The sequence below is a fragment of the Streptococcus sp. CM6 genome (assembly GCF_000526095.1).
Taxonomy (GTDB): domain Bacteria; phylum Bacillota; class Bacilli; order Lactobacillales; family Streptococcaceae; genus Streptococcus; species Streptococcus oralis_BW.
The window spans coordinates 80,097-102,454 of the sequence record NZ_JATS01000006.1 but is presented as its reverse complement, the minus strand read 5'-3'; the positions used below and the strand labels follow the sequence as shown (position 1 = coordinate 102,454).

Below are 22,358 nucleotides of genomic sequence, written 5' to 3'. Positions count from 1 at the left end.
CAGCACTTTGTAAGATTCAGATTAATTCATAAAATATGTGTAAAACACTTGCAATTTAGCAGAAATTTGATAAAATAGTAAGGAAAGTTAGACTGTATTGCCTACTGTCTATCTATAAAATATATTTTATTGGAGGCTTTTACTCAAATGGCAAAAGAAAAATACGATCGTAGTAAACCACACGTTAACATTGGTACTATCGGACACGTTGACCACGGTAAAACTACTTTGACTGCAGCTATCACAACTGTTTTGGCACGTCGCTTGCCTTCAGCAGTTAACCAACCTAAAGACTATGCGTCTATCGATGCTGCTCCAGAAGAACGCGAACGCGGTATCACTATCAACACTGCGCACGTTGAGTATGAAACTGCAAAACGTCACTATGCTCACATCGACGCTCCAGGACACGCGGACTACGTTAAAAACATGATCACTGGTGCCGCTCAAATGGACGGAGCTATCCTTGTAGTAGCTTCAACTGACGGACCAATGCCACAAACTCGTGAACACATCCTTCTTTCACGTCAAGTTGGTGTTAAACACCTTATCGTCTTCATGAACAAAGTTGACTTGGTAGACGACGAAGAATTGCTTGAATTGGTTGAAATGGAAATCCGTGACCTCTTGTCAGAATACGACTTCCCAGGTGACGATCTTCCAGTTATCCAAGGTTCAGCTCTTAAAGCACTTGAAGGTGATACTAAATACGAAGATATCATCATGGAATTGATGGATACTGTTGATGAGTACATCCCAGAACCAGAACGTGATACAGATAAACCATTGCTTCTCCCAGTCGAAGACGTATTCTCAATCACTGGACGTGGTACTGTTGCTTCAGGACGTATCGACCGTGGTACTGTTCGTGTCAACGACGAAATCGAAATCGTTGGTATCAAAGACGAAACTAAAAAAGCAGTTGTTACTGGTGTTGAAATGTTCCGTAAACAACTTGATGAAGGTCTTGCCGGAGATAACGTAGGTGTACTTCTTCGTGGTATTCAACGTGACGAAATCGAACGTGGACAAGTTATCGCTAAACCAGGTTCAATCAACCCACACACTAAATTCAAAGGTGAAGTCTACATCCTTACTAAAGAAGAAGGTGGACGTCACACTCCATTCTTCAACAACTACCGCCCACAATTCTACTTCCGTACTACTGACGTTACAGGTTCAATCGAACTTCCAGCAGGTACTGAAATGGTAATGCCTGGTGATAACGTGACTATCGACGTTGAGTTGATCCACCCAATCGCCGTAGAACAAGGTACTACATTCTCTATCCGTGAGGGTGGACGTACTGTTGGTTCAGGTATGGTTACAGAAATCGAAGCTTAATTCGATTAAGTTCCCAGAAGAACAATTATTTAAGTCAGACACTAAAAGAATCTTGCCTTGCAAGGTTCTTTTTTCTTCTTGTTCTATTTGAAGTGCTTCTACTCTAGCAGTATAATCGTTTTTTTGGTATAATAAAGGTTATGGAAATCGAAAAAACCAATCGTATGAATGCGCTTTTTGAATTTTATGCTGCGCTTTTGACAGACAAGCAGATGAACTATATTGAACTCTACTATGCTGATGACTACAGTCTTGCTGAGATTGCTGAAGAGTTCGGTGTCAGTCGTCAAGCTGTTTATGATAATATCAAGCGGACAGAAAAGATTCTAGAAGATTATGAGATGAAATTGCACATGTATTCGGACTACATTGTCCGCAGTCAGATTTTTGACCAGATTTTGGAGCGCTATCCCAAGGATGACTTTCTGCAGGAGCAGATAGAAATTTTAACAAGCATTGATAATAGAGAATAAGAGGAAGAAACATGGCATTTGAAAGTTTAACAGAACGTTTGCAAAACGTCTTTAAAAATCTACGTAAAAAAGGAAAAATCTCTGAATCTGATGTCCAAGAGGCAACCAAAGAAATTCGCTTGGCCTTGCTTGAGGCCGACGTTGCCTTGCCCGTTGTAAAGGACTTTATCAAGAAAGTTCGTGAGCGTGCAGTCGGGCATGAGGTCATTGATACCCTTAATCCCGCGCAACAGATTATCAAAATCGTTGATGAGGAACTGACAACCGTTTTAGGTTCTGATACGGCAGAGATTATCAAGTCTCCTAAAATTCCGACGATTATCATGATGGTCGGTTTGCAGGGGGCTGGTAAAACAACCTTTGCTGGTAAATTGGCCAACAAACTCAAGAAGGAAGAAAATGCCCGTCCTTTGATGATTGCGGCGGATATTTATCGTCCTGCTGCTATTGATCAGCTTAAGATCTTGGGACAACAGATTGATGTGCCTGTCTTCGCTCTTGGGACAGAGGTTCCAGCTGTGGAGATTGTTCGTCAAGGTTTGGAACAAGCCCAAGCTAATCATAATGACTATGTCTTGATTGATACGGCAGGTCGTTTGCAGATTGATGAACTTTTGATGAATGAGCTTCGTGACGTGAAAGCACTAGCTCAACCAAATGAAATTCTGCTCGTCGTTGATGCCATGATTGGTCAAGAAGCGGCCAATGTTGCGCGTGAGTTTAATGCTCAGTTGGAAGTGACTGGGGTTATCCTTACCAAGATTGATGGTGATACTCGTGGTGGTGCGGCTCTATCTGTTCGTCACATCACTGGAAAACCAATCAAGTTCACTGGTACAGGTGAAAAGATTACGGACATTGAAACCTTCCACCCAGACCGCATGTCAAGTCGTATTCTTGGTATGGGGGATATGCTGACCTTGATTGAGAAAGCTTCTCAGGAATACGATGAGCAAAAAGCCCTTGAAATGGCTGAGAAGATGCGCGAAAACACCTTTGATTTCAATGATTTCATCGATCAATTGGATCAGGTGCAAAATATGGGGCCAATGGAAGACTTGCTCAAGATGATCCCAGGTATGGCTAACAATCCAGCCCTTCAAAATATGAAGGTGGATGAGCGCCAGATTGCGCGCAAACGTGCCATTGTGTCTTCCATGACACCTGAGGAGCGTGAAAATCCTGATTTGTTAAATCCAAGTCGTCGCCGTCGTATCGCTGCAGGTTCTGGAAATACCTTTGTCGAAGTCAATAAATTCATCAAAGACTTTAACCAGGCCAAACAGCTCATGCAAGGTGTCATGTCTGGAGATATGAACAAGATGATGAAGCAGATGGGAATCAATCCAAATAACCTTCCAAAAAATATGCCAAATATGGGAGGGATGGATATGTCTGCCCTCGAAGGCATGATGGGACAAGGTGGAATGCCCGATATGTCGGGGCTCGGAGGCGCAGGCATGCCAGATATGAGCCAGATGTTTGGTGGAGGTCTCAAAGGTAAAATCGGTGAATTTGCCATGAAACAGTCTATGAAACGTATGGCCAACAAAATGAAAAAAGCGAAGAAGAAACGTAAATAAAAAAGGAAAGCAGAAGCGCTTACCTAAAAAAGAACTCTGAATCTGATTCAGAGTTCTTTTGTGTTTGATTGGTTTATTCCCACTCTACAGTTGCGGGTGGTTTACTTGTAATGTCGTAGACGATACGGTTAACGTGGTTTACTTCGTTTACGATACGGACAGAAATCTTTTGAAGAACTTCCCAAGGGATCTTGGCAAAATCAGCTGTCATACCATCGATAGAAGTAATGGCACGAATGGCGATTGTGTAGTCGTAAGTACGACCATCACCCATAACACCGACTGAACGAACACCTGTATTAACTGTGAAGTATTGCCAAATATCACGGTCCAGACCAGCTTTAGCGATTTCCTCACGAAGAATAGCGTCTGACTCACGAACAGTTTCTAGTTTCTCTTCAGTGATTTCACCCATGACACGGATAGCAAGCCCTGGTCCTGGGAATGGTTGGCGCCATACGATGTGGTCTGGCATACCAAGCTCTGTACCAAGGGCACGAACTTCGTCCTTGTAGAGGGTATTCAATGGTTCAATCAGCTCAAACTGCATGTCTTCTGGAAGACCACCAACATTGTGGTGTGATTTGATGGTTTGAGCAGTATCTGTACCAGACTCAATAACGTCAGTGTATAGTGTTCCTTGGGCAAGGAATTTCACATCTTTTAGCTTGCTTGCTTCGTCATCAAAGACATAAACAAACTCATTACCGATGATTTTACGTTTTTGCTCAGGATCAGAAACACCTGCAAGTTTATCAAGGAAACGTTTTGAAGCATCAGCTTTGACAATATTCAAACCGAACTTACCACCAAGCATATCCATAACTTGGTCAGCTTCTCCCTTACGAAGAAGACCGTGGTCTACAAAGATACAGATTAATTGATCGCCGATCGCTTTTTGGAGAAGAACTCCAACAACAGAAGAGTCAACACCACCTGATAGACCGAGAAGAACACGCTTGTCACCTACAGTTTCACGTATTTTCTTGATCTGCATATCGATAAAGTTGTCCATTGACCAGTCACCCTTAGCTTTACAGATGTTAAGGGCAAAGTTGCGAAGGATATCATTCCCGTATACAGAATGGCGAACTTCTGGGTGAAATTGGATACCATAGATGTGCTTTTCTGAGTCTTCAATAGCTGCATAAGGACAGTCAGCAGAAGTTCCAGTACGAACAAAATCAGCAGGAATCTCTGTAACCGCATCGCCATGGCTCATCAAAACAATCTGTTCTTCAGGAGTCCCTTCAAAGAGGGCAGAAGTGGTATGGGTAAGTGGTGATTGGCCATACTCGCGGTTACCAGCATCACCTGCAGGGACAACTTTTCCTCCAAGTTTATGAGTTAAAAGTTGCATACCATAGCAGATTCCTAAAATTGGAATACCAAGTTCAAAAATTTCTGGGTCAATATCAAATGAACCATCTTCGTATACAGAGTTTGGTCCACCAGAGAGGATGATCCCTACAGGGTTAATCGCACGAACCTCTGCAGCTGAGATTTTGTGACTTTTTAGCTCAGAAAAAACACCAATTTCACGAATACGGCGTGAAATCAGCTGGTTGTATTGGCTACCATAGTCCAGCACGATGATTTTTTCGACATCTTGCAAATCAGTTGAAATGTTGCTCATCTTTTTCCTTTCTCAAAAGAAATATCTTTTTCAATATTTTATCACAAATAGGGGCGAATTACCAACTAAACAAGGCAAAGTTTGACTTTTTCTTAGTAAATACGGTACAATGGAGAAAATAAAGAAAAGAAGTGAGAATCATGTTACCAGCTTATATGAAAATCCACGATCAGATCAAGAAGGATATAGATGAGCATCATTGGAAAATTGGTGAGAGACTTCCAAGTGAGCGAGATTTAGCTGAACAGTTTCAAGTTAGCCGGATGACATTACGCCAAGCTATCTCTCTCTTGGTTGAGGAAGGAGTTTTGGAGCGTCGTGTAGGCAGTGGGACTTTTGTCTCTAGCACTCGTGTCCAAGAAAAAATGCGGGGAACGACTAGTTTTACGGAGATTGTCAAATCTCAGGGGAAAGTACCTTCCAGCCAACTCATTTCTTACAGAAGAACCATTCCAAATGAGCAAGAGGTCGCTAAGCTGGGGATTACTCCAACAGAGAATATTATCCGCATGGAACGGGTGCGTTACGCTGACCAAGTTCCGCTAGTCTATGAAGTCGCATCCATTCCTGAGAAATTCATTAAGGATTTCAAAAAAGAAGAAATCACCAGTCACTTCTTTCAAACCTTGCAGCAGCATGGCTACCGGATTGGCAAATCCCAACAGACTATTTATGCGAGATTAGCTAAGGAAAAAATTGCTCACTATCTGGAAGTTGAAAAGGGGCATGCCATTTTAGCTTTGACTCAGGTTTCTTATCTTGAAGATGGGACAGCTTTCGAATATGTAAAGAGTCAATACGTGGGCGAACGCTTTGAATTTTATCTTGAAAATAACTAGTTTAGAAAGGCTAGTTTTTTGTTTTCTTAAAAGATTAGAATTGTCAAAACAATCTGTCTAGGCTTGATTTTATCCTTTATTTACTATAAAATGAGAAGGAAAAACGTCAAACTTTTATATTGCAAATAGGAGAAAACATGACAAAAACATTAAAACGTCCTGAGGTTTTATCGCCTGCAGGGACTTTAGAGAAGCTAAAAGTGGCTGTTCGGTATGGAGCTGATGCTGTTTTTATAGGTGGACAAGCTTATGGTCTTCGTAGCCGTGCAGGAAACTTCACTTTTGAACAGATGGAAGAAGGTGTGCAGTTCGCTGCCAAGTATGGTGCCAAGGTCTATGTAGCTGCCAACATGGTTATGCACGAAGGAAACGAAGCTGGGGCTGGCGAGTGGTTCCGTAAGTTGCGAGACATTGGGATTGCGGCAGTTATCGTGTCAGATCCAGCCTTGATCATGATTGCAGCAACTGAAGCGCCAGGTCTTGAAATCCACCTCTCTACTCAAGCCAGTGCGACGAACTATGAAACTCTTGAGTTCTGGAAAGAGCTTGGTTTAACTCGCGTAGTTTTGGCCCGTGAAGTTTCAATGGCAGAATTGGCAGAGATTCGCAAACGTACTGATGTAGAAATTGAGGCCTTTGTCCATGGAGCTATGTGTATTTCCTACTCAGGACGCTGTACGCTCTCAAATCACATGAGTATGCGCGATGCCAACCGTGGGGGGTGTTCACAGTCTTGCCGTTGGAAATACGACCTTTACGACATGCCTTTTGGTCAAGAACGTAAGAGTCTGAAAGGTGAAATTCCAGAAGAATTTTCAATGTCAGCCGTTGATATGTCTATGATTGACCATATCCCAGATATGATTGAAAATGGTGTAGATAGTCTAAAAATTGAAGGTCGTATGAAGTCAATCCACTATGTTTCAACAGTAACCAACTGTTACAAGGCGGCTGTGGATGCTTACCTTGAAAGCCCAGAAAAATTTGAAGCTATCAAACAGGACCTGGTAGATGAGATGTGGAAGGTTGCCCAACGTGAATTGGCAACAGGTTTCTATTATAGTACACCTACAGAAAATGAACAGTTGTTTGGTGCACGTCGTAAAATCCCTGAATACAAGTTTGTTGCTGAAGTGGTAGCTTATGATGAAGCAACTCAGACAGCAACCATTCGTCAACGGAATGTCATCAACGAAGGAGATCAAGTCGAGTTTTATGGACCAGGTTTCCGTCATTTTGAGACTTATATCGAAGACCTTCATGATGCCAAGGGCAATAAAATCGACCGTGCTCCAAATCCAATGGAACTATTGACTATTAAGGTTCCACAACCTGTTCAAGCAGGGGACATGGTCCGCGCTCTCAAGGAAGGTCTTATCAATCTCTATAAGGAAGATGGAACCAGCGTCACAGTTCGTGCCTAGATAAGGAAAAGTGAATGATTCAAGCGCAAGGATTGTTAGTTGATGATGAGAGTAGATGTATTCATTATCATAACGAAAAGGACATCGTTTCTCTTCAGTGCTATGAGTGTAAAAAATATTATGCTTGCTATCAGTGCCACAATGCTATAGAAACGCATGTGTTTTCACCTTACCCCTTGACGCTTGCGGAGGATCGACCGATTTTATGTGGGGCTTGTAAGAGGACAATAACATTTCAAGAATATCAAAAGCAGATATCCTGTCCTCATTGCAAATCTCCATTTAATCCAGGGTGTAAACAACACTATTCCTACTATTTCAGATAAAATGGATCTATCCAAGTTCTAAACTTGGATTTTTCAATTTATTTCGGAAAATATAGAAAAAGTGGGGACACATTTCATCATAAAATGAGAAACTTATCTATACAGTAGTATAAAAATAGCAAAAATAGAAATAAATCATCTGAAACGCTTCCAACGTAAGTAAAAAGTTGACAAAAACAAATTTTAGGACTAAACTAAGTAAGTAAATTTTAAATAAAAGGAGAATTCATCATGAATTTAACATTTTTCGGTCTATGTCTTGCCTGTATGGGTGTATCTCTTGCAGAAGGATTTTTGATGAACGGTTTGTTCAAGTCTGCAGCTCGCCAACCAGACATCATCCCACAATTGCGTAGTTTGATGATCATGGGGATTGCCTTTATCGAAGGAACATTCTTTGTAACTCTCGTATTTTCATTTATCATCAAATAAAGAGAAGTATAAAATGGAAAAGGGAGGATTCTAGATGGAAGAAAGTATCAATCCAACCATCAATATTGGTCCTGTTACCTTTGATTTAACCTTGACAGCATTGACTTTGTTGTCTGTGGCACTGATTTTTGGCTTTATCTATTGGGCAAGTCGTAATATGACTGTGAAACCCAAAGGAAAGCAAAATGTACTAGAGTATCTCTATGACTTTGTAGTCGGATTTACAGAACCCAACGTAGGTTCTCGGTACATGAAAGATTACTCACTCTTTTACTTGTGTTTATTTCTTTTTATGGTTATCGCAAACAATCTTGGTTTGATGGCGAAACTTCAAACTACAGATGGGACAAACCTTTGGACATCGCCAACTGCAAATCTCCAGTTTGACTTGGCTTTGTCATTTGGAATTATCCTGATGACCCATATAGAAGGAATTCGTCGCCGTGGTGTTAAAAAGTATCTGAAAGGTTTTATTACCCCAAGTTTCATGACACCGATGAATCTCCTTGAAGAAGTCACGAATTTCCTATCACTTGCTTTGCGGGTGTTCGGGAATATCTTTGCCGGAGAAGTGATGGCAAGCTTGCTTATTACTCTTTCTCATCAGGCTCTTTATTGGTATCCAGTGGCATTTGTTACCAATCTTGTCTGGACGGCATTCTCTGTGTTTATTTCCTGTGTTCAGGCCTATGTATTCACAGTCTTGTCTTCAATGTATCTAGGAAATAAAATTAATGATGAAGAGTAGAAAGGAGTAAATGATGCACGTAACAGTAGGTGAATTGATTGGTAACTTTATTTTAATCGCTGGCTCTTTTATCCTTTTGGTCGTCTTAGTCAAAAAATACGCGTGGTCAAACTTGACAAGTATCTTTGAAGAACGAGCTGAAAAGATTGCTGCTGATATTGATGGCGCTGAACAAGCTCGTCAAAAAGCAGAGACTCTTGCTCAAAAGCGCGAAGATGAATTAGCAGGTAGTCGTAGTGAAGCTAAAACTATCATTGAAAATGCTAAAGAGACAGCTGAAAAGAGTAAATCAGATATTTTGGCTGAAGCTAAGCTAGAAGCTGGTCGCTTGAAAGAAAAAGCTAACCAAGAAATTGCGCAAAACAAAGCTGAGGCTTTACAAAGTGTTAAGGGCGAGGTGGCAGATTTGACAGTTAGTCTAGCTGGAAAAATCATCTCACAAAACCTTGACAGTCATGCCCATAAGGAACTCATTGATCAGTATATCGATCAGCTAGGAGAAGCCTAATGGACAAGAAAACAGCAAAGGTAATTGAAAAATACAGCATGCCTTTTGTCCAATTAGTGATTGAAAAAGGAGAAGAGGACCGGATTTTTTCAGACTTGGATCAAATCAAGCAAGTCGCAGAAGAAACGGGCTTACCTTCTTTTTTAGCTCAGGTAGCAGTTGATGAGTCAGATAAGGAAAAAACAGTTCGTTTCTTTCAAGACTCTGTGTCACCTTTAATGCAAAACTTTATTCAGGTTCTGGTTTACAATCACAGAGCAAATCTTTTTTATGATATCATTGTTGATTGTTTGAATCGCCTTGAAAAAGAGACCAATCGTTTTGTAGTCACGATTTCTTCAGCCCATCCTTTAACAGATGAACAGAGGGAACGTCTGCTCCCATTGATAGAGAAAAAAATGTCTCTGAAAGTGCGGAGCGTCAAAGAACAAATTGATGAAGGACTCATTGGTGGTTTTGTCATTTTTGCTAATCACAAGACAATTGATGTGAGTATTAAACAACAACTTCGAGTTGTTAAAGAAAATTTGAAATAGAAAGTGGTGTTCTTTTGGCAATTAACGCACAAGAAATCAGCGCTTTAATTAAGCAACAAATTGAAAATTTCAAACCCAATTTTGATGTATCGGAAACAGGTGTTGTAACCTATATCGGGGACGGAATTGCGCGTGCTCACGGCCTTGAAAATGCCATGAGTGGAGAGCTGTTGATTTTTGAAAATGGCTCTTATGGGATGGCGCAAAACTTGGAGTCTACAGACGTTGGGATTATCATCTTAGGTGACTTTACAGATATCCGTGAAGGCGATACCATTCGTCGTACAGGTAAAATCATGGAAGTTCCTGTTGGTGAGAGTCTTATTGGACGTGTTGTCGACCCGCTTGGTCGTCCAGTTGACGGTCTTGGAGAAATCCATACTGATAAGTCTCGTCCAGTAGAAGCGCCAGCTCCTGGCGTTATGCAACGTAAGTCTGTATCAGAACCATTGCAAACAGGTTTGAAAGCTATTGATGCCCTTGTTCCGATTGGTCGTGGTCAACGTGAGTTGATTATCGGTGACCGTCAGACAGGGAAAACAACGATCGCTATTGATGCTATTTTGAACCAAAAAGGTCAAGATATGATCTGTATCTATGTAGCGATTGGACAAAAAGAGTCAACTGTTCGTACGCAAGTTGAGACACTTCGTCAGTACGGTGCCTTGGACTACACAATCGTTGTGACAGCTTCTGCTTCACAACCTTCTCCATTGCTCTTCCTAGCTCCTTATGCTGGGGTTGCTATGGCAGAAGAGTTTATGTACCAAGGGAAGCATGTTTTGATCGTTTATGATGATCTTTCAAAACAAGCGGTCGCTTATCGTGAACTTTCCCTCTTGCTTCGTCGTCCACCAGGTCGTGAAGCCTTCCCTGGGGATGTTTTCTACCTTCATAGCCGTTTGCTTGAGCGTTCAGCTAAGGTTTCTGATGAACTTGGTGGTGGTTCAATCACAGCTCTACCATTTATCGAGACACAAGCAGGAGATATCTCTGCTTATATCGCAACTAACGTGATTTCAATCACAGATGGTCAAATCTTCCTTGGCGATGGTCTCTTCAATGCAGGTATTCGTCCAGCCATCGATGCGGGTTCATCAGTATCTCGTGTAGGTGGTTCTGCACAAATCAAAGCTATGAAGAAGGTTGCTGGTACACTTCGTATCGACCTTGCTTCATATCGTGAGTTGGAAGCCTTCACTAAGTTTGGTTCTGATCTGGATGCGGCTACTCAAGCTAAGTTAAATCGTGGACGTCGTACCGTTGAAGTTCTGAAACAACCAGTTCATAAACCATTACCTGTTGAGAAACAAGTAACCATTCTTTATGCTTTGACACATGGTTTCTTGGATACGATTCCTGTAGATGACATTGTTCGTTTTGAGGAAGAGTTTCATGATTTCTTTGATGCACAACATCCAGAGATTTTGGAAACTATTCGTGAAACAAAAGACTTGCCAGAAGAGGCAGTCTTGGATGCTGCGATTACAGAGTTTCTCAATCAATCCAGCTTCCAATAAGAATAGAGGTGTCAGATGGCAGTATCTCTAAATGATATTAAAACAAAAATCGCCTCAACAAAAAATACTAGTCAAATCACTAATGCCATGCAAATGGTATCGGCTGCTAAACTAGGTCGCTCTGAAGAAGCAGCGCGCAACTTCCAAGTTTACGCTCAGAAAGTTCGTAAGCTTTTGACGGATATTCTGCATGGTAACGGATCTGGTGGTTCAACCAATCCGATGCTCATCAGTCGCCCAGTTAAGAAAACAGGCTATATCGTTATCACTTCAGACCGTGGCTTGGTTGGAGGTTATAATGCTTCCATCCTTAAAGCCGTTATGGAGTTGAAAGATGAATACCATCCAGATGGTAAAGGTTTTGAGATCATCTGTATCGGTGGGATGGGAGCTGATTTCTTTAAGGCTCGTGGTATTCAGCCAATCTATGAACTACGTGGCTTGGCAGATCAACCTAGTTTTGATGAAGTTCGTAAAATTATTTCAAAAACGATTGAAATGTATCAAAACGAACTTTTTGATGAATTATACGTCTGCTACAATCATCATGTCAATACTCTCACAAGTCAAATGCGTGTAGAACAAATGCTTCCAATCGTTGACTTAGATCCAAATGAAGCGGATGAAGAGTATAGCTTGACCTTTGAGTTGGAAACGAGTCGTGATGAGATTCTAGAGCAGTTGTTGCCACAGTTTGCAGAAAGTATGATATACGGGGCTATCATCGATGCCAAGACAGCTGAGAATGCTGCAGGTATGACAGCCATGCAAACGGCGACTGATAATGCCAAGAAAGTTATCAATGATTTGACAATTCAGTATAACCGTGCCAGACAGGCGGCGATTACACAAGAAATTACAGAAATTGTAGCGGGGGCTAGTGCCTTAGAATAAGGCTTTGCCTCCCTCGTATTAAAATGAACTTATACTCAATGAAAATCAAAGAGCAAACTAGGAAGCTAGCCGCAGGCTGTACTTGAGTACGGTAAGGCGACGCTGACGTGGTTTGAATTTGATTTTCGAAGAGTATTAGGACCTAGTTGAGCTAGGAACCGATAGTATCTTATATAGAATAGGAGAAGGAGATGAGTTCAGGTAAAATTGCTCAGGTTATTGGACCCGTTGTTGACGTCTTGTTCGCAGCAGGTGAAACACTTCCTGAGATTAATAATGCACTTGTCGTCTACAAAAATGACGAAAGAAAAACAAAAATCGTCCTTGAAGTAGCCTTGGAGTTGGGTGATGGTATGGTTCGTACCATCGCCATGGAATCAACAGATGGTTTGACTCGTGGAATGGAAGTTTTGGACACGGGCCGTCCAATCTCTGTGCCAGTAGGTAAAGAAACTTTGGGACGTGTCTTCAACGTTTTGGGAGATACCATTGACTTGGATGCTCCTTTCGCTGAAGACGCTGAGCGTCAGCCAATTCATAAGAAAGCTCCAACTTTTGATGAATTGTCTACCTCATCTGAAATCTTGGAAACAGGGATCAAGGTTATCGACCTTCTTGCCCCTTACCTAAAAGGTGGTAAAGTTGGACTTTTCGGTGGTGCCGGAGTTGGTAAAACTGTCTTGATCCAAGAATTGATTCACAACATTGCCCAAGAACATGGTGGTATTTCAGTATTTACTGGTGTTGGGGAACGTACTCGTGAAGGGAACGACCTTTACTGGGAAATGAAAGAATCAGGTGTTATCGAGAAAACAGCCATGGTATTTGGTCAGATGAATGAACCACCTGGAGCACGTATGCGTGTTGCCCTTACTGGTTTGACAATTGCTGAATACTTCCGTGATGTAGAAGGCCAAGATGTGCTTCTCTTTATCGATAATATCTTCCGTTTCACTCAAGCTGGTTCAGAAGTATCTGCCCTTTTGGGTCGTATGCCTTCAGCCGTTGGTTACCAACCAACACTTGCTACGGAAATGGGTCAATTGCAAGAACGTATCACATCAACCAAGAAGGGATCTGTAACCTCTATCCAGGCTATCTATGTGCCAGCGGATGACTATACTGACCCTGCGCCAGCAACAGCCTTCGCTCACTTGGATTCAACAACAAACTTGGAACGTAAGTTGGTACAGTTGGGTATCTACCCAGCCGTTGATCCACTGGCTTCAAGCTCTCGTGCCTTGGCACCTGAGATTGTTGGTGAGGAGCACTATGCAGTTGCTGCTGAGGTCAAACGTGTCCTTCAACGTTACCATGAATTGCAAGATATCATTGCTATCCTTGGTATGGATGAACTCTCTGATGAAGAAAAGACTTTGGTTGCTCGTGCCCGTCGTATCCAGTTCTTCTTGTCTCAAAACTTTAACGTTGCCGAACAATTTACTGGCCAACCTGGTTCTTATGTACCAGTGGCGGAAACAGTTCGCGGCTTTAAGGAAATCCTTGAAGGAAAACATGACCATCTACCAGAAGATGCTTTCCGTGGTGTCGGTTCAATCGAAGATGTGATTGCAAAAGCTGAGAAAATGGGATTTTAAGAGGTGATCTATGGCTCATTTAACTGTCCAGATCGTGACACCAGATGGCCTCGTCTATGATCACCATGCCAGCTTTGTATCGGTACGAACTCTGGATGGTGAGATGGGGATCTTGCCACGACATGAAAATATGATTGCGGTTTTAGCGGTTGATGAAGTAAAGGTAAAACGAATCGATGACGATACTCATGTGAACTGGATTGCAGTGAACGGAGGAATTATCGAGATTGCCAATGACATCATTACTATTGTAGCAGACTCAGCAGAACGTGCTCGTGATATCGATATTAGCCGTGCCCAACGTGCTAAACTTCGTGCTGAACGTGAGATTGAAGAAGCACAAGATAAACACTTGATTGACCAAGAACGGCGAGCTAAGGTTGCTTTACAACGTGCCATTAACCGTATCAATGTCGGAAATAAACTGTAAAATAAAAATGAACTTGCTTAAGCGAGTTCATTTTTATTTTACATTAATGTTTAAATGTGATGCAAACAGCTTCGGGAACTTGGAAATCGTTAGAAAGCTCAGCTAATCGACCAGTTTCGGGATTACGTTTAAAGACGGTTGCATTATCTGAATCTTGGTGAACTGCAATTAGAAATTCTTGGTCAGGAGTAAGATTGAAATCGCGCGGATTTTGTCCGTGGCTGGGCACAATTTCTAATAACTCCAGACTACCATCAGCTAGGATGCTAAATACAGCAATGGAATCATGACCTCGGTTTGATGCATAGAGATATTTACCATCTTTTGAAAGACGAATGGCGGCAGTAGCATTAAATCCCTCATATCCATCTGGCAAAGTCGAAATGACTTGCATGCGTTCAAATTCACCAACACCATCGTAAATCAAGACTTCAATGGTACTGTTGAGTTCACAGATGAGGTAGGCAATCTTATAATGATGATGGAAAACGATATGGCGAGCACCTGCTCCAGCTTGGCTATGATAAGTATAGAGTTTACTTAGTTTTCCTTCTGGGCTAACATCGTAGGTCGTTACTTCATCCGTACCTAGATCACATGTGACGAGATACTGGTCAGGTGTTAGATCTGTAAAGTGTACATGTGGGGAAGTTTGGTTTTCATGAGGGCCTTGTCCACTATGCTGATCCAGATCCGTTTGGATGAGGCTACCATCCGTTTGACGTTTATAAACCAGAACTTGACCTTTATGATAGTTGGCCCCATAAACGAGATCACGCTTTTCATCCACTGCCACATAACAATGAGGAGCGCCTTCTTCAACCACATGATTTAGCAAAGCGCCATCTGTCTTGTAAGCAGCGATTCCACCTAAGCCATCCTGGCTCCCTACGGTGTATAAGTGTTGCTGTTGGTCAAAGGCAAGGTAGGTCGGACTTGGTTCAGCAGCAAAGAGTTCAAGATTTGCAAGCTGGCCTGTTTCTGTATCAAAATCTGCCTTGTAAATCCCTTTAGATAAGCGACGAGTGTAAGTTCCAAAATAAACAGTTTCTTTCATGTCCATACCTCTTAATAATGATAAATTTATTATACCACAAAATGAAATTCTTAACTGACTTTCATCATTTTTTGAAAATTACAGAAAACATCTTAGGGAGATTTATTTAGTTTTTACCTTGCTTTCAAAAATCAAAGTGATATAATAATCATATATTTGATTTAAAGGAGTGTTTTATGAAAAAACGTATTTTTCTAACGGCTGCAGTAGCAGTATTGTCATCAGCACTACTAGCAGCTTGTTCGTCTGGTGGTAAAAATGCCAACCAACCTGTGACTTATACTTATGTCTTCTCATCGGATCCCGCAACTTTGGACTACACAGTTTCTGGAAATTCCAGTACCAAACAGGTGACTGGGAATGTCATTGATGGTTTGCTTGAGAATGACCAATATGGAAATCTTGTACCGTCTGTAGCAGAGGACTGGAGTGTTTCTAAAGATGGTTTGACTTACACCTATAAAATCCGGAAAGGAATTAAGTGGTACACTAATGAAGGCGAAGAATATGGTGAAGTAAAGGCTCAGGATTTCGTGACAGGTTTGAAACATGCTGTCGCTAAGAAATCACAAGCCCTCTATCTTGTACAGGATTCAATCAAAGGGTTGGATGATTATATTAACGGGAAAACAGATGATTTTTCTACTGTTGGAATTAAGGCGACAGATGATTATACACTCGTTTATACGCTTAATAATCCTGAATCTTTCTGGAATTCCAAGACAACGATGGGTGTTTTAGCACCAATCAATGAAGACTTTTTAGCCTCTAAAGGGGATGATTTTGGTAAACCTACTGATGTTACAAGTATTCTATACAATGGTCCTTACCTTCTGAAAGGTCTCACATCGAAATCTTCAATCGAGATGACAAAAAACCAAAACTATTGGGATAAAGGAAATGTCTTCATTGATGATATAAAATTGACCTTCTTTGATGGTCAAGATGCAGACTCTCTTGGTCGTGGTTTTGATGAAGGACACTACCCAGCAGCTCCGCTCTTTAAGAATTCTGCAAACTATGAGCGATTCAAAGAAAAATACAAAGACAACATTGTGTATGGTCAACAAAGAGGAGGTAGCTACTACATTTCAACTAATATTGACCGTGTAGCCTATAACCATACTTCTAAAACAACGGACGAAGAAAAAACATCTACTAAGAAAGCTTTGTTGAACAAAGATTTCCGCCAAGCCTTGGCTTTTGGAGCAGATCGTAAGGCTGCTGTCTCTCAAGTATTTGGTGATGAAGTTGCCCCTCGTAAATTACGTACTAGCTTTACACCTCCAACATTTGTTCAAATTGGGGATCAATCTTTTGGTCAAGTAACAAAAACAGAACTTGACAAGTTGGATACTGCTTGGAGCGATGTTAGCTTAGATGATGCACAAGATTCACTTCATAATGTAGATAAAGCTAAAACTAAACTTGAAGCGGCTAAGAAAACTCTTCAAGCCGACGGTGTTCAGTTCCCTATTCATTTGGACTTGCCAGTATCCTCTACTCAAACGGATTTTGTACGTCAAGCTCAATCGTATAAACAATCAATAGAGGAAGCTCTTGGAGTTGAAAATGTCGTGGTTGATATCCAACAAGTTTCTGATGATGAATTGGGAAGTATGACCGTTCTTGCAACTTCAAAAGACAATATCGACTGGGATATCAATCCAAACAGTGGATGGAGCCCAGACTATGCAGATCCATCAACCTATCTTGATGCATTTGATCCAACATCTGGACCAACTCTTCTTGGAGCACTTGGTATTGCACCAGGATCAGATAGTTCAGCCATTAAGGCAGTAGGATTGGATAAATACAAAGAATTACTTGATGATGCTAACAGTGAGAAAACAGATCTCGAAAAACGCTATTCAAAATATGCTAAAGCTCAAGCATGGTTGACAGATAGTGCTTTGATCATCCCTGTTAACTCTGATGGTGCCCAAATGCTTGTTACAAAGAAAGTTCCAGGAACAGGAGCAGATGGTTGGGTCGGTGATAAAACAGGTGAAAACAGTTATAAATATCTGAAGATTCAAGATAAGATTGTGACAAGTAAAGAAATGGAAGAATTCCGCAAGAAATTTGCTGAAGAAAAAGCAAAATCAAACGAGGAATACCAAAAACAACTATCAAGTCATATTAAAGATTAAATAAATCTCCTCAATTGAGGAGATTTTTCTTTTTGTCTATCTATGTAAGCACTTTAAAAAAGAGTTATTTTAGTCTAAAAATGGTATAATGAGAGAATGACAGAAAGGATGTATTTATGGAACATAAAGAGAAACATTTTAGCCTATCTTGGTTCTTCAAGTGGTTTTTAGATAACAAAGCTATTACTGTATTCTTGGTGACCCTGTTACTGGGCTTGAACCTTTTCATTCTAAGTAAGATTAGTTTTATTCTTTTACCAGTTTTAGATTTTCTAGGAGTTGTCATGTTGCCAGTTATTTTATCTGGTTTACTTTATTATCTCCTTAATCCGATTGTTGACTGGATGGAGAAACACAAAATCAATCGTGTTCTTGCCATTAGTATTCTCTTTGTTATAATTGGCCTCTTTATCATTTGGGGGCTGGCGGTTGCTATTCCAAATCTGCAACGCCAAGTCTTAAATTTTGCGAAGAATGTGCCGATATACCTGGAAGATGCTGATAAGGTGATCAATGATCTTGTAACCAAACGCTTGCCAGATGATTTTAGACCACAGTTGGAGCAGGTTCTTGCCAATATTTCTACTGAGGCGACCATGTGGGCGAGCAAAATCTCTTCCCAAGCCGTTAACTGGGTGAGTGCCTTTGTCAGCAGTGTATCCCAGGTTATTGTAGCGGTCATTATCGTACCTTTCATGCTCTTTTATCTTTTACGCGATGGGAAAGGTTTGCGAGATTATTTGACCAAGTTTATTCCCACGAAGTTAAAGGAACCAGTAGGACAAGTTTTGTCAGATGTTAATAAACAGTTGTCAAACTATGTTAGAGGACAGGTTACAGTTGCTATTATAGTGGCGATTATGTTTATTATCTTCTTTAAGATTATTCATCTCAGATATGCTGTGACTCTGGGGATTACGGCTGGTATCCTCAATCTAGTACCTTACCTAGGTAGTTTTCTAGCGATGTTGCCTGCTTTGGTTTTGGGCTTGATTGCAGGACCTGTTATGCTTTTAAAAGTAATTATTGTCTTTATTGTTGAACAAACGATTGAGGGTCGCTTCGTTTCCCCACTTATTTTAGGTAGTCAGCTAAATATCCATCCGATCAATGTCCTCTTTGTTCTCCTAACTTCAGGGTCTATGTTTGGTATTTGGGGAGTTTTGCTGGGAATTCCTGTCTATGCCTCTGCTAAGGTCGTTATCTCAGCTATCTTTAACTGGTATAAAAAAGTCAGCGGTTTGTATGAAGAAGAAGGGGAGGAAATCAAGAGTGAACAATAGTCAACGCATGCTCCAAGCTTTGGATGACCAAGATTTAAGCAAAGCGGATCAGTATTTTCACAAAGCCCTTGAAACAGATTCAAGTGAGGTTCTCTATGAACTAGCAAGCTATCTAGAGGGAATTGGCTTTTATCCTCAAGCAAAAGAAATTTACCAAAATATCGTTACAGAATTTCCAGAAGTGAATCTGAACTTAGCTAGCATTGCTAGCGAGGATGGCAATGTTGAGGAAGCCTTTGCTTACCTTGAGGAAATCAAACCTGAAAGTGACTGGTATGTATCGGCCTTGGCTTTGAAGGCAGACCTCTATCAGTTGGAAGGATTGACAGATGTAGCACGAGAAAAGTTACTGGAAGCCTTAAATTACTCAGACGATCCCTTATTAGTTTTTGGTTTGGCTGAATTGGATAGCGAGTTAGGGAACTATCAGGAAGCTATTCAGGGTTATGCTCAATTAGACAATCGCTCTATCTATGAGCAAACGGGCGTCTCAACTTATCAGCGAATTGGCTATGCTTATGCCCAGTTAGGTAAGTTTGAAGCTGCAACAGAATTCTTAGAAAAAGCTTTAGAATTAGAATATGATGACCAAACTGCCTTTGAACTGGCTAGTCTTTACTTTGACCAAGAAGAGTATCAAAAATCTGTTCTTTACTTTAAGCAGATTGATACCATTTCACCAGATTTTGAAGGATATGAATATGGTTATAGTCAAGCCTTGCATAAGGAACATCAGGTGGAAGAGGCCCTTCGTATCGTTAAAAAAGGACTGGAGAAAAATCCATTTGAGACTCGTCTCTTGCTAGCGGCTTCTCAGTTCTCGTACGAATTGCATGATCCTAGTGCTGCAGAGCAGTTTCTCCTTACTGCTAAGGATGATGCAGAGGATACAGAAGAAATTTTCCTTCGCCTTGCAACCATTTATATGGAACAAGAGCGGTACGAAGATATCATTGCTCTCCAAAGTCAAGAACCTGAAAATCTCTTGACCAAGTGGATGATTGCCCGTTCTTATCAGAAAATTGAGGATTTAGATAAGGCCTATGAACTCTATCAGGAACTATCGTCTGACCTCAAGGATAATCCTGAATTTCTGGAGCAGTATACTTATCTCCTACGTGAATTGGGATATTTTGAAGAAGCTAAAGTGCAAGCTGAAGCTTATTTAAAACTCGTTCCAGATGATGTTCAGATGCAAGAACTCTTAGAAACACTTTAAAAGTTATCTCTCTAAAAGAACGTATCCGTCAATTTGGCAGATACGTTTTTTTTGAAAAATAGAATTTTTTTACAAAAAGACTTGCTAAATTGTTTATTTATGCTATAATAGGAACAATTATTTTTAGGAGGTGCAGTATGTCTTATATGTTTGAGATATTACCAAGTTTGTTAAACGGTGCAAGTATGACACTTCAAGTCTTTGCTCTGGTTTTAATTTTTTCAATTCCCTTAGGTATTGTCGTTGCCTTTGCTTTGCAAGTCCGTTGGAAACCCCTCCATTATCTCATTGACCTTTATATTTGGGTAATGCGAGGAACTCCCTTGCTTTTGCAATTAATCTTTATTTACTATGTGCTCCCTAGTGTTGGGATACGTTTAGATCGTTTGCCAGCTGCTGTGATTGCTTTTGTATTGAACTATGCAGCCTACTTTGCCGAAATCTTTCGTGGTGGGATCGAAACCATTCCAAAAGGGCAGTATGAAGCCGCAAAAGTGTTAAAATTTAGCTCCTTTGATACAGTTCGCTACATCATCCTCCCTCAGGTTACAAAGATTGTCTTACCGAGTGTCTTTAATGAAATTATGAGTCTGGTCAAGGATACTTCTTTGGTCTATGCTTTGGGGATTTCAGATTTGATTTTGGCTAGTCGGACTGCAGCTAATCGAGATGCCAGTCTTGTGCCTATGTTTTTAGCTGGAGCGATTTATTTGATTATGATTGGTCTTGTAACCATTGTAGCGAAAAAACTTGAGAAGAAGTACAGTTATTACAGATAGGAGGATTGCTATGTTAGAATTACGAAACATTAACAAGGCCTTTGGTGGCAAACAAATCTTAACCAACTTCAGCCTATCTATTCCTGAAAAGCAAATCCTCGCAATCGTAGGTCCATCAGGAGGCGGAAAAACAACCTTATTACGTATGTTAGCTGGATTGGAAACTATCGATTCTGGAGAAATCTACTATAACGGCGAATCGCTAGCTATAGACGAACTAGAAAAGCGCAATCTTCTGGGATTTGTTTTCCAAGATTTTCAACTCTTTCCACATTTGTCAGTTCTAGATAACTTAACTCTGTCGCCCATAAAAACGATGAGTATGGACAAGGAAGTTGCTGAGAAGAAGGCGCGTGGTTTGTTAGAACAACTTGGGTTAGCAGGGCATGCAGATGCTTTTCCGTTCTCACTTTCAGGTGGGCAAAAACAACGGGTAGCCTTAGCACGCGCTATGATGATAAACCCAGAAATTATTGGATATGATGAGCCTACATCAGCCTTAGATCCAGAGTTGCGATTAGAAGTAGAAAAACTTATCCTTCAAAATAAAGAGCGTGGGATGACTCAGATTGTTGTTACCCACGACCTGCAGTTTGCGGAAAACATTGCTGATCAGATCCTTAAGGTTGATCCAAAGTAAGAGTAGGAGGTGCCTATGAATAGAAAGAAAATTGCCCTTGTACTTGCTCTGTTCTTTAGCTTCTTCCTGACGGCTTGTACTCAGAAGGCAAGTGATCCAAATCAGGATAATTGGGCCAAATATCAAAAGCAGGGTAGCATTACCATTGGCTTTGACAATACCTTTGTTCCCATGGGATTTGAGGAAAAGAATGGCCAGTACGCGGGCTTTGATATTGACCTAGCCCAAGCTGTCTCTGAAAAGCTAGGAATTCAGATTAAATTTCAACCCATCGATTGGGATATGAAAGAAACCGAACTACAAAATGGTACCATTGATGCCATCTGGAATGGCTATACAGCTACAGATGAACGGAAAGAGAAGGTTGCTTTTACCATTTCTTACATGGAAAATCAACAAGTTTTGGTCTCTAAAAAGTCTCAAAATATCCACTCAGTTCAGGATATGACTGACAAAGTTTTAGGGGCCCAGGCTGGATCTTCTGGCTATTTGAATTTTGAAGGACAACCTGAACTACTCAAGAATCGAGTGAAAGACCAGAAGGCTAATCAATACCAAAGTTTCAATGAAGCCTTGATTGATTTAAAAAATGATCGGATTGATGCCTTGTTGATTGACCGGGTATATGCTAATTATTATCTCCAGTCTGAAGGAATATTAAATGACTACAATGTCTTTTCAGCTGGATTTGAAAGTGAAGCTTTTGCAGTGGGTGTTAGACCTGCTGATAAAACTTTGCTAGCTGCTCTGAATCAAGCCTTTGTATCACTATACCAAGAAGGAAAATTCCAGGAAATCAGCCAGAAATGGTTTGGGGAAGATGTAGCAACCAGTCAAGTTAAAAATCAAGAATAAGAAAAAGAGATTGAGTTTTTCCTCAGTCTCTTTTTGTATCGAAAAATCCTCTGGCAAGTACCAGAGGATAAGGGTTTATAC

General features: G+C 40.8%; 22 protein-coding genes. 20 read left to right on the top strand and 2 right to left on the bottom strand.

All coding sequences use genetic code 11. The features are described from left to right. Positions 1 to 147: 147 nt before the first annotated feature. The 3 genes from tuf (at position 148) to ffh (ending at position 3,400) form a co-directional block, all read left to right on the top strand. Complete coding sequence (gene tuf, locus HMPREF1516_RS01785; protein WP_007521701.1) at positions 148 to 1,344, top strand: elongation factor Tu; 1,197 nt, start codon at positions 148 to 150, stop codon at positions 1,342 to 1,344. Between the two features lie 140 nt (positions 1,345 to 1,484). Next, a complete protein-coding gene (locus tag HMPREF1516_RS01780) occupies positions 1,485 to 1,817 on the top strand; it encodes a putative DNA-binding protein (protein WP_000402066.1) in 333 nt (110 codons plus the stop codon). An 11-nt stretch (positions 1,818 to 1,828) separates the two neighbouring features. Further along, complete coding sequence (ffh, locus tag HMPREF1516_RS01775; RefSeq protein ID WP_033605657.1) at positions 1,829 to 3,400, top strand: signal recognition particle protein; 1,572 nt, start codon at positions 1,829 to 1,831, stop codon at positions 3,398 to 3,400. A gap of 73 nt (positions 3,401 to 3,473) precedes the next feature. Here ffh and guaA read toward each other — a convergent pair whose 3' ends face one another. Then, positions 3,474 to 5,036, bottom strand: a complete 1,563-nt coding sequence (gene guaA / locus HMPREF1516_RS01770; RefSeq protein ID WP_000065695.1) for a glutamine-hydrolyzing GMP synthase — start codon at positions 5,034 to 5,036, stop codon at positions 3,474 to 3,476. Positions 5,037 to 5,176: 140 nt separating this feature from the next. Between guaA and HMPREF1516_RS01765 the strand changes: the two genes are divergently transcribed. From HMPREF1516_RS01765 to HMPREF1516_RS01720, 11 genes are all read left to right on the top strand, one after another. Then, complete coding sequence (locus HMPREF1516_RS01765) at positions 5,177 to 5,875, top strand: GntR family transcriptional regulator (protein ID WP_000936178.1); 699 nt, start codon at positions 5,177 to 5,179, stop codon at positions 5,873 to 5,875. 137 nt (positions 5,876 to 6,012) lie between these two features. Beyond that, positions 6,013 to 7,299, top strand: a complete 1,287-nt coding sequence (locus HMPREF1516_RS01760) for a peptidase U32 family protein (protein WP_000169122.1) — start codon at positions 6,013 to 6,015, stop codon at positions 7,297 to 7,299. Between the two features lie 14 nt (positions 7,300 to 7,313). Next, positions 7,314 to 7,625, top strand: a complete 312-nt coding sequence (locus HMPREF1516_RS09740) for a CHY zinc finger protein (protein ID WP_084647624.1) — start codon at positions 7,314 to 7,316, stop codon at positions 7,623 to 7,625. 231 nt (positions 7,626 to 7,856) lie between these two features. Further along, positions 7,857 to 8,057 carry a F0F1 ATP synthase subunit C gene (locus tag HMPREF1516_RS01755; protein ID WP_001054552.1) on the top strand — a complete coding sequence of 67 codons (201 nt, stop codon included), beginning with the start codon at positions 7,857 to 7,859 and terminating at the stop codon, positions 8,055 to 8,057. Between the two features lie 34 nt (positions 8,058 to 8,091). Further along, positions 8,092 to 8,805, top strand: coding sequence for a F0F1 ATP synthase subunit A (gene atpB, locus HMPREF1516_RS01750; protein ID WP_000392855.1), 714 nt, complete (start codon positions 8,092 to 8,094; stop codon positions 8,803 to 8,805). 13 nt (positions 8,806 to 8,818) lie between these two features. Further along, positions 8,819 to 9,313, top strand: coding sequence for a F0F1 ATP synthase subunit B (atpF, locus tag HMPREF1516_RS01745; RefSeq protein WP_000558551.1), 495 nt, complete (start codon positions 8,819 to 8,821; stop codon positions 9,311 to 9,313). Further along, the gene (locus tag HMPREF1516_RS01740; RefSeq protein WP_033605656.1) at positions 9,313 to 9,849 is read left to right on the top strand and encodes a F0F1 ATP synthase subunit delta; all 537 of its coding nucleotides are present in this window, start codon (positions 9,313 to 9,315) and stop codon (positions 9,847 to 9,849) included. The genes atpF and HMPREF1516_RS01740 overlap by 1 nt, the downstream gene beginning before the upstream one ends. A gap of 14 nt (positions 9,850 to 9,863) precedes the next feature. After that, the gene (gene atpA / locus HMPREF1516_RS01735) at positions 9,864 to 11,369 is read left to right on the top strand and encodes a F0F1 ATP synthase subunit alpha (RefSeq protein WP_000996624.1); all 1,506 of its coding nucleotides are present in this window, start codon (positions 9,864 to 9,866) and stop codon (positions 11,367 to 11,369) included. A 15-nt stretch (positions 11,370 to 11,384) separates the two neighbouring features. Beyond that, positions 11,385 to 12,263, top strand: coding sequence for a F0F1 ATP synthase subunit gamma (locus HMPREF1516_RS01730; protein ID WP_000301227.1), 879 nt, complete (start codon positions 11,385 to 11,387; stop codon positions 12,261 to 12,263). A gap of 191 nt (positions 12,264 to 12,454) precedes the next feature. Beyond that, positions 12,455 to 13,861 carry a F0F1 ATP synthase subunit beta gene (atpD, locus tag HMPREF1516_RS01725; RefSeq protein ID WP_000094371.1) on the top strand — a complete coding sequence of 469 codons (1,407 nt, stop codon included), beginning with the start codon at positions 12,455 to 12,457 and terminating at the stop codon, positions 13,859 to 13,861. A 10-nt stretch (positions 13,862 to 13,871) separates the two neighbouring features. Next, positions 13,872 to 14,291 carry a F0F1 ATP synthase subunit epsilon gene (locus tag HMPREF1516_RS01720; RefSeq protein WP_000940837.1) on the top strand — a complete coding sequence of 140 codons (420 nt, stop codon included), beginning with the start codon at positions 13,872 to 13,874 and terminating at the stop codon, positions 14,289 to 14,291. A gap of 43 nt (positions 14,292 to 14,334) precedes the next feature. On the opposite strand, the gene HMPREF1516_RS01715 is transcribed toward HMPREF1516_RS01720, so the two are convergent. Next, on the bottom strand, positions 14,335 to 15,348 hold the full coding sequence (locus HMPREF1516_RS01715) for a lactonase family protein (protein ID WP_000665598.1): 1,014 nt from the start codon (positions 15,346 to 15,348) through the stop codon (positions 14,335 to 14,337). A gap of 176 nt (positions 15,349 to 15,524) precedes the next feature. On the opposite strand from HMPREF1516_RS01715, the gene HMPREF1516_RS01710 reads away from it, so the two are divergent. The 6 genes from HMPREF1516_RS01710 to HMPREF1516_RS01685 all read left to right on the top strand — a co-directional run bounded on the left by HMPREF1516_RS01710 (position 15,525) and on the right by HMPREF1516_RS01685 (position 22,277). Further along, complete coding sequence (locus tag HMPREF1516_RS01710; RefSeq protein WP_000745941.1) at positions 15,525 to 17,501, top strand: peptide ABC transporter substrate-binding protein; 1,977 nt, start codon at positions 15,525 to 15,527, stop codon at positions 17,499 to 17,501. A 116-nt stretch (positions 17,502 to 17,617) separates the two neighbouring features. Next, positions 17,618 to 18,784: an AI-2E family transporter gene (locus HMPREF1516_RS01705; protein WP_000400303.1), complete on the top strand. Its 1,167-nt coding sequence runs from the start codon at positions 17,618 to 17,620 to the stop codon at positions 18,782 to 18,784. Continuing rightward, positions 18,774 to 20,003 carry a tetratricopeptide repeat protein gene (locus tag HMPREF1516_RS01700; RefSeq protein ID WP_001065972.1) on the top strand — a complete coding sequence of 410 codons (1,230 nt, stop codon included), beginning with the start codon at positions 18,774 to 18,776 and terminating at the stop codon, positions 20,001 to 20,003. Before HMPREF1516_RS01705 ends, HMPREF1516_RS01700 begins: the two co-directional genes overlap by 11 nt. Positions 20,004 to 20,140: 137 nt before the next feature. After that, positions 20,141 to 20,782 (top strand): amino acid ABC transporter permease, encoded by a 642-nt coding sequence (locus tag HMPREF1516_RS01695; RefSeq protein ID WP_033605655.1) that lies wholly within the window; start codon positions 20,141 to 20,143, stop codon positions 20,780 to 20,782. A gap of 10 nt (positions 20,783 to 20,792) precedes the next feature. Further along, the gene (locus HMPREF1516_RS01690; protein ID WP_000891743.1) at positions 20,793 to 21,422 is read left to right on the top strand and encodes an amino acid ABC transporter ATP-binding protein; all 630 of its coding nucleotides are present in this window, start codon (positions 20,793 to 20,795) and stop codon (positions 21,420 to 21,422) included. A 15-nt stretch (positions 21,423 to 21,437) separates the two neighbouring features. Further along, positions 21,438 to 22,277, top strand: a complete 840-nt coding sequence (locus HMPREF1516_RS01685; RefSeq protein ID WP_001080330.1) for an amino acid ABC transporter substrate-binding protein — start codon at positions 21,438 to 21,440, stop codon at positions 22,275 to 22,277. Positions 22,278 to 22,358 lie beyond the last annotated feature (81 nt).

What these genes read in the sequence shown, in the direction of transcription:
- HMPREF1516_RS01780 (WP_000402066.1), top strand. Translation starts at nt 1,485, where the DNA reads ATGGAAATCGAAAAAACCAATCGTATGAATGCGCTTTTTGAATTTTAT.
- HMPREF1516_RS01730 (WP_000301227.1), top strand. Translation starts at nt 11,385, where the DNA reads ATGGCAGTATCTCTAAATGATATTAAAACAAAAATCGCCTCAACAAAA.
- guaA (WP_000065695.1), bottom strand. Translation starts at nt 5,036, where the DNA reads ATGAGCAACATTTCAACTGATTTGCAAGATGTCGAAAAAATCATCGTG.
- atpF (WP_000558551.1), top strand. Translation starts at nt 8,819, where the DNA reads ATGCACGTAACAGTAGGTGAATTGATTGGTAACTTTATTTTAATCGCT.
- HMPREF1516_RS01705 (WP_000400303.1), top strand. Translation starts at nt 17,618, where the DNA reads ATGGAACATAAAGAGAAACATTTTAGCCTATCTTGGTTCTTCAAGTGG.
- atpD (WP_000094371.1), top strand. Translation starts at nt 12,455, where the DNA reads ATGAGTTCAGGTAAAATTGCTCAGGTTATTGGACCCGTTGTTGACGTC.
- HMPREF1516_RS01720 (WP_000940837.1), top strand. Translation starts at nt 13,872, where the DNA reads ATGGCTCATTTAACTGTCCAGATCGTGACACCAGATGGCCTCGTCTAT.
- atpB (WP_000392855.1), top strand. Translation starts at nt 8,092, where the DNA reads ATGGAAGAAAGTATCAATCCAACCATCAATATTGGTCCTGTTACCTTT.
- HMPREF1516_RS01685 (WP_001080330.1), top strand. Translation starts at nt 21,438, where the DNA reads ATGAATAGAAAGAAAATTGCCCTTGTACTTGCTCTGTTCTTTAGCTTC.
- HMPREF1516_RS09740 (WP_084647624.1), top strand. Translation starts at nt 7,314, where the DNA reads ATGATTCAAGCGCAAGGATTGTTAGTTGATGATGAGAGTAGATGTATT.
- HMPREF1516_RS01690 (WP_000891743.1), top strand. Translation starts at nt 20,793, where the DNA reads ATGTTAGAATTACGAAACATTAACAAGGCCTTTGGTGGCAAACAAATC.
- HMPREF1516_RS01765 (WP_000936178.1), top strand. Translation starts at nt 5,177, where the DNA reads ATGTTACCAGCTTATATGAAAATCCACGATCAGATCAAGAAGGATATA.
- ffh (WP_033605657.1), top strand. Translation starts at nt 1,829, where the DNA reads ATGGCATTTGAAAGTTTAACAGAACGTTTGCAAAACGTCTTTAAAAAT.
- HMPREF1516_RS01760 (WP_000169122.1), top strand. Translation starts at nt 6,013, where the DNA reads ATGACAAAAACATTAAAACGTCCTGAGGTTTTATCGCCTGCAGGGACT.
- HMPREF1516_RS01695 (WP_033605655.1), top strand. Translation starts at nt 20,141, where the DNA reads ATGTCTTATATGTTTGAGATATTACCAAGTTTGTTAAACGGTGCAAGT.
- HMPREF1516_RS01740 (WP_033605656.1), top strand. Translation starts at nt 9,313, where the DNA reads ATGGACAAGAAAACAGCAAAGGTAATTGAAAAATACAGCATGCCTTTT.
- tuf (WP_007521701.1), top strand. Translation starts at nt 148, where the DNA reads ATGGCAAAAGAAAAATACGATCGTAGTAAACCACACGTTAACATTGGT.
- HMPREF1516_RS01715 (WP_000665598.1), bottom strand. Translation starts at nt 15,348, where the DNA reads ATGAAAGAAACTGTTTATTTTGGAACTTACACTCGTCGCTTATCTAAA.
- HMPREF1516_RS01755 (WP_001054552.1), top strand. Translation starts at nt 7,857, where the DNA reads ATGAATTTAACATTTTTCGGTCTATGTCTTGCCTGTATGGGTGTATCT.
- HMPREF1516_RS01710 (WP_000745941.1), top strand. Translation starts at nt 15,525, where the DNA reads ATGAAAAAACGTATTTTTCTAACGGCTGCAGTAGCAGTATTGTCATCA.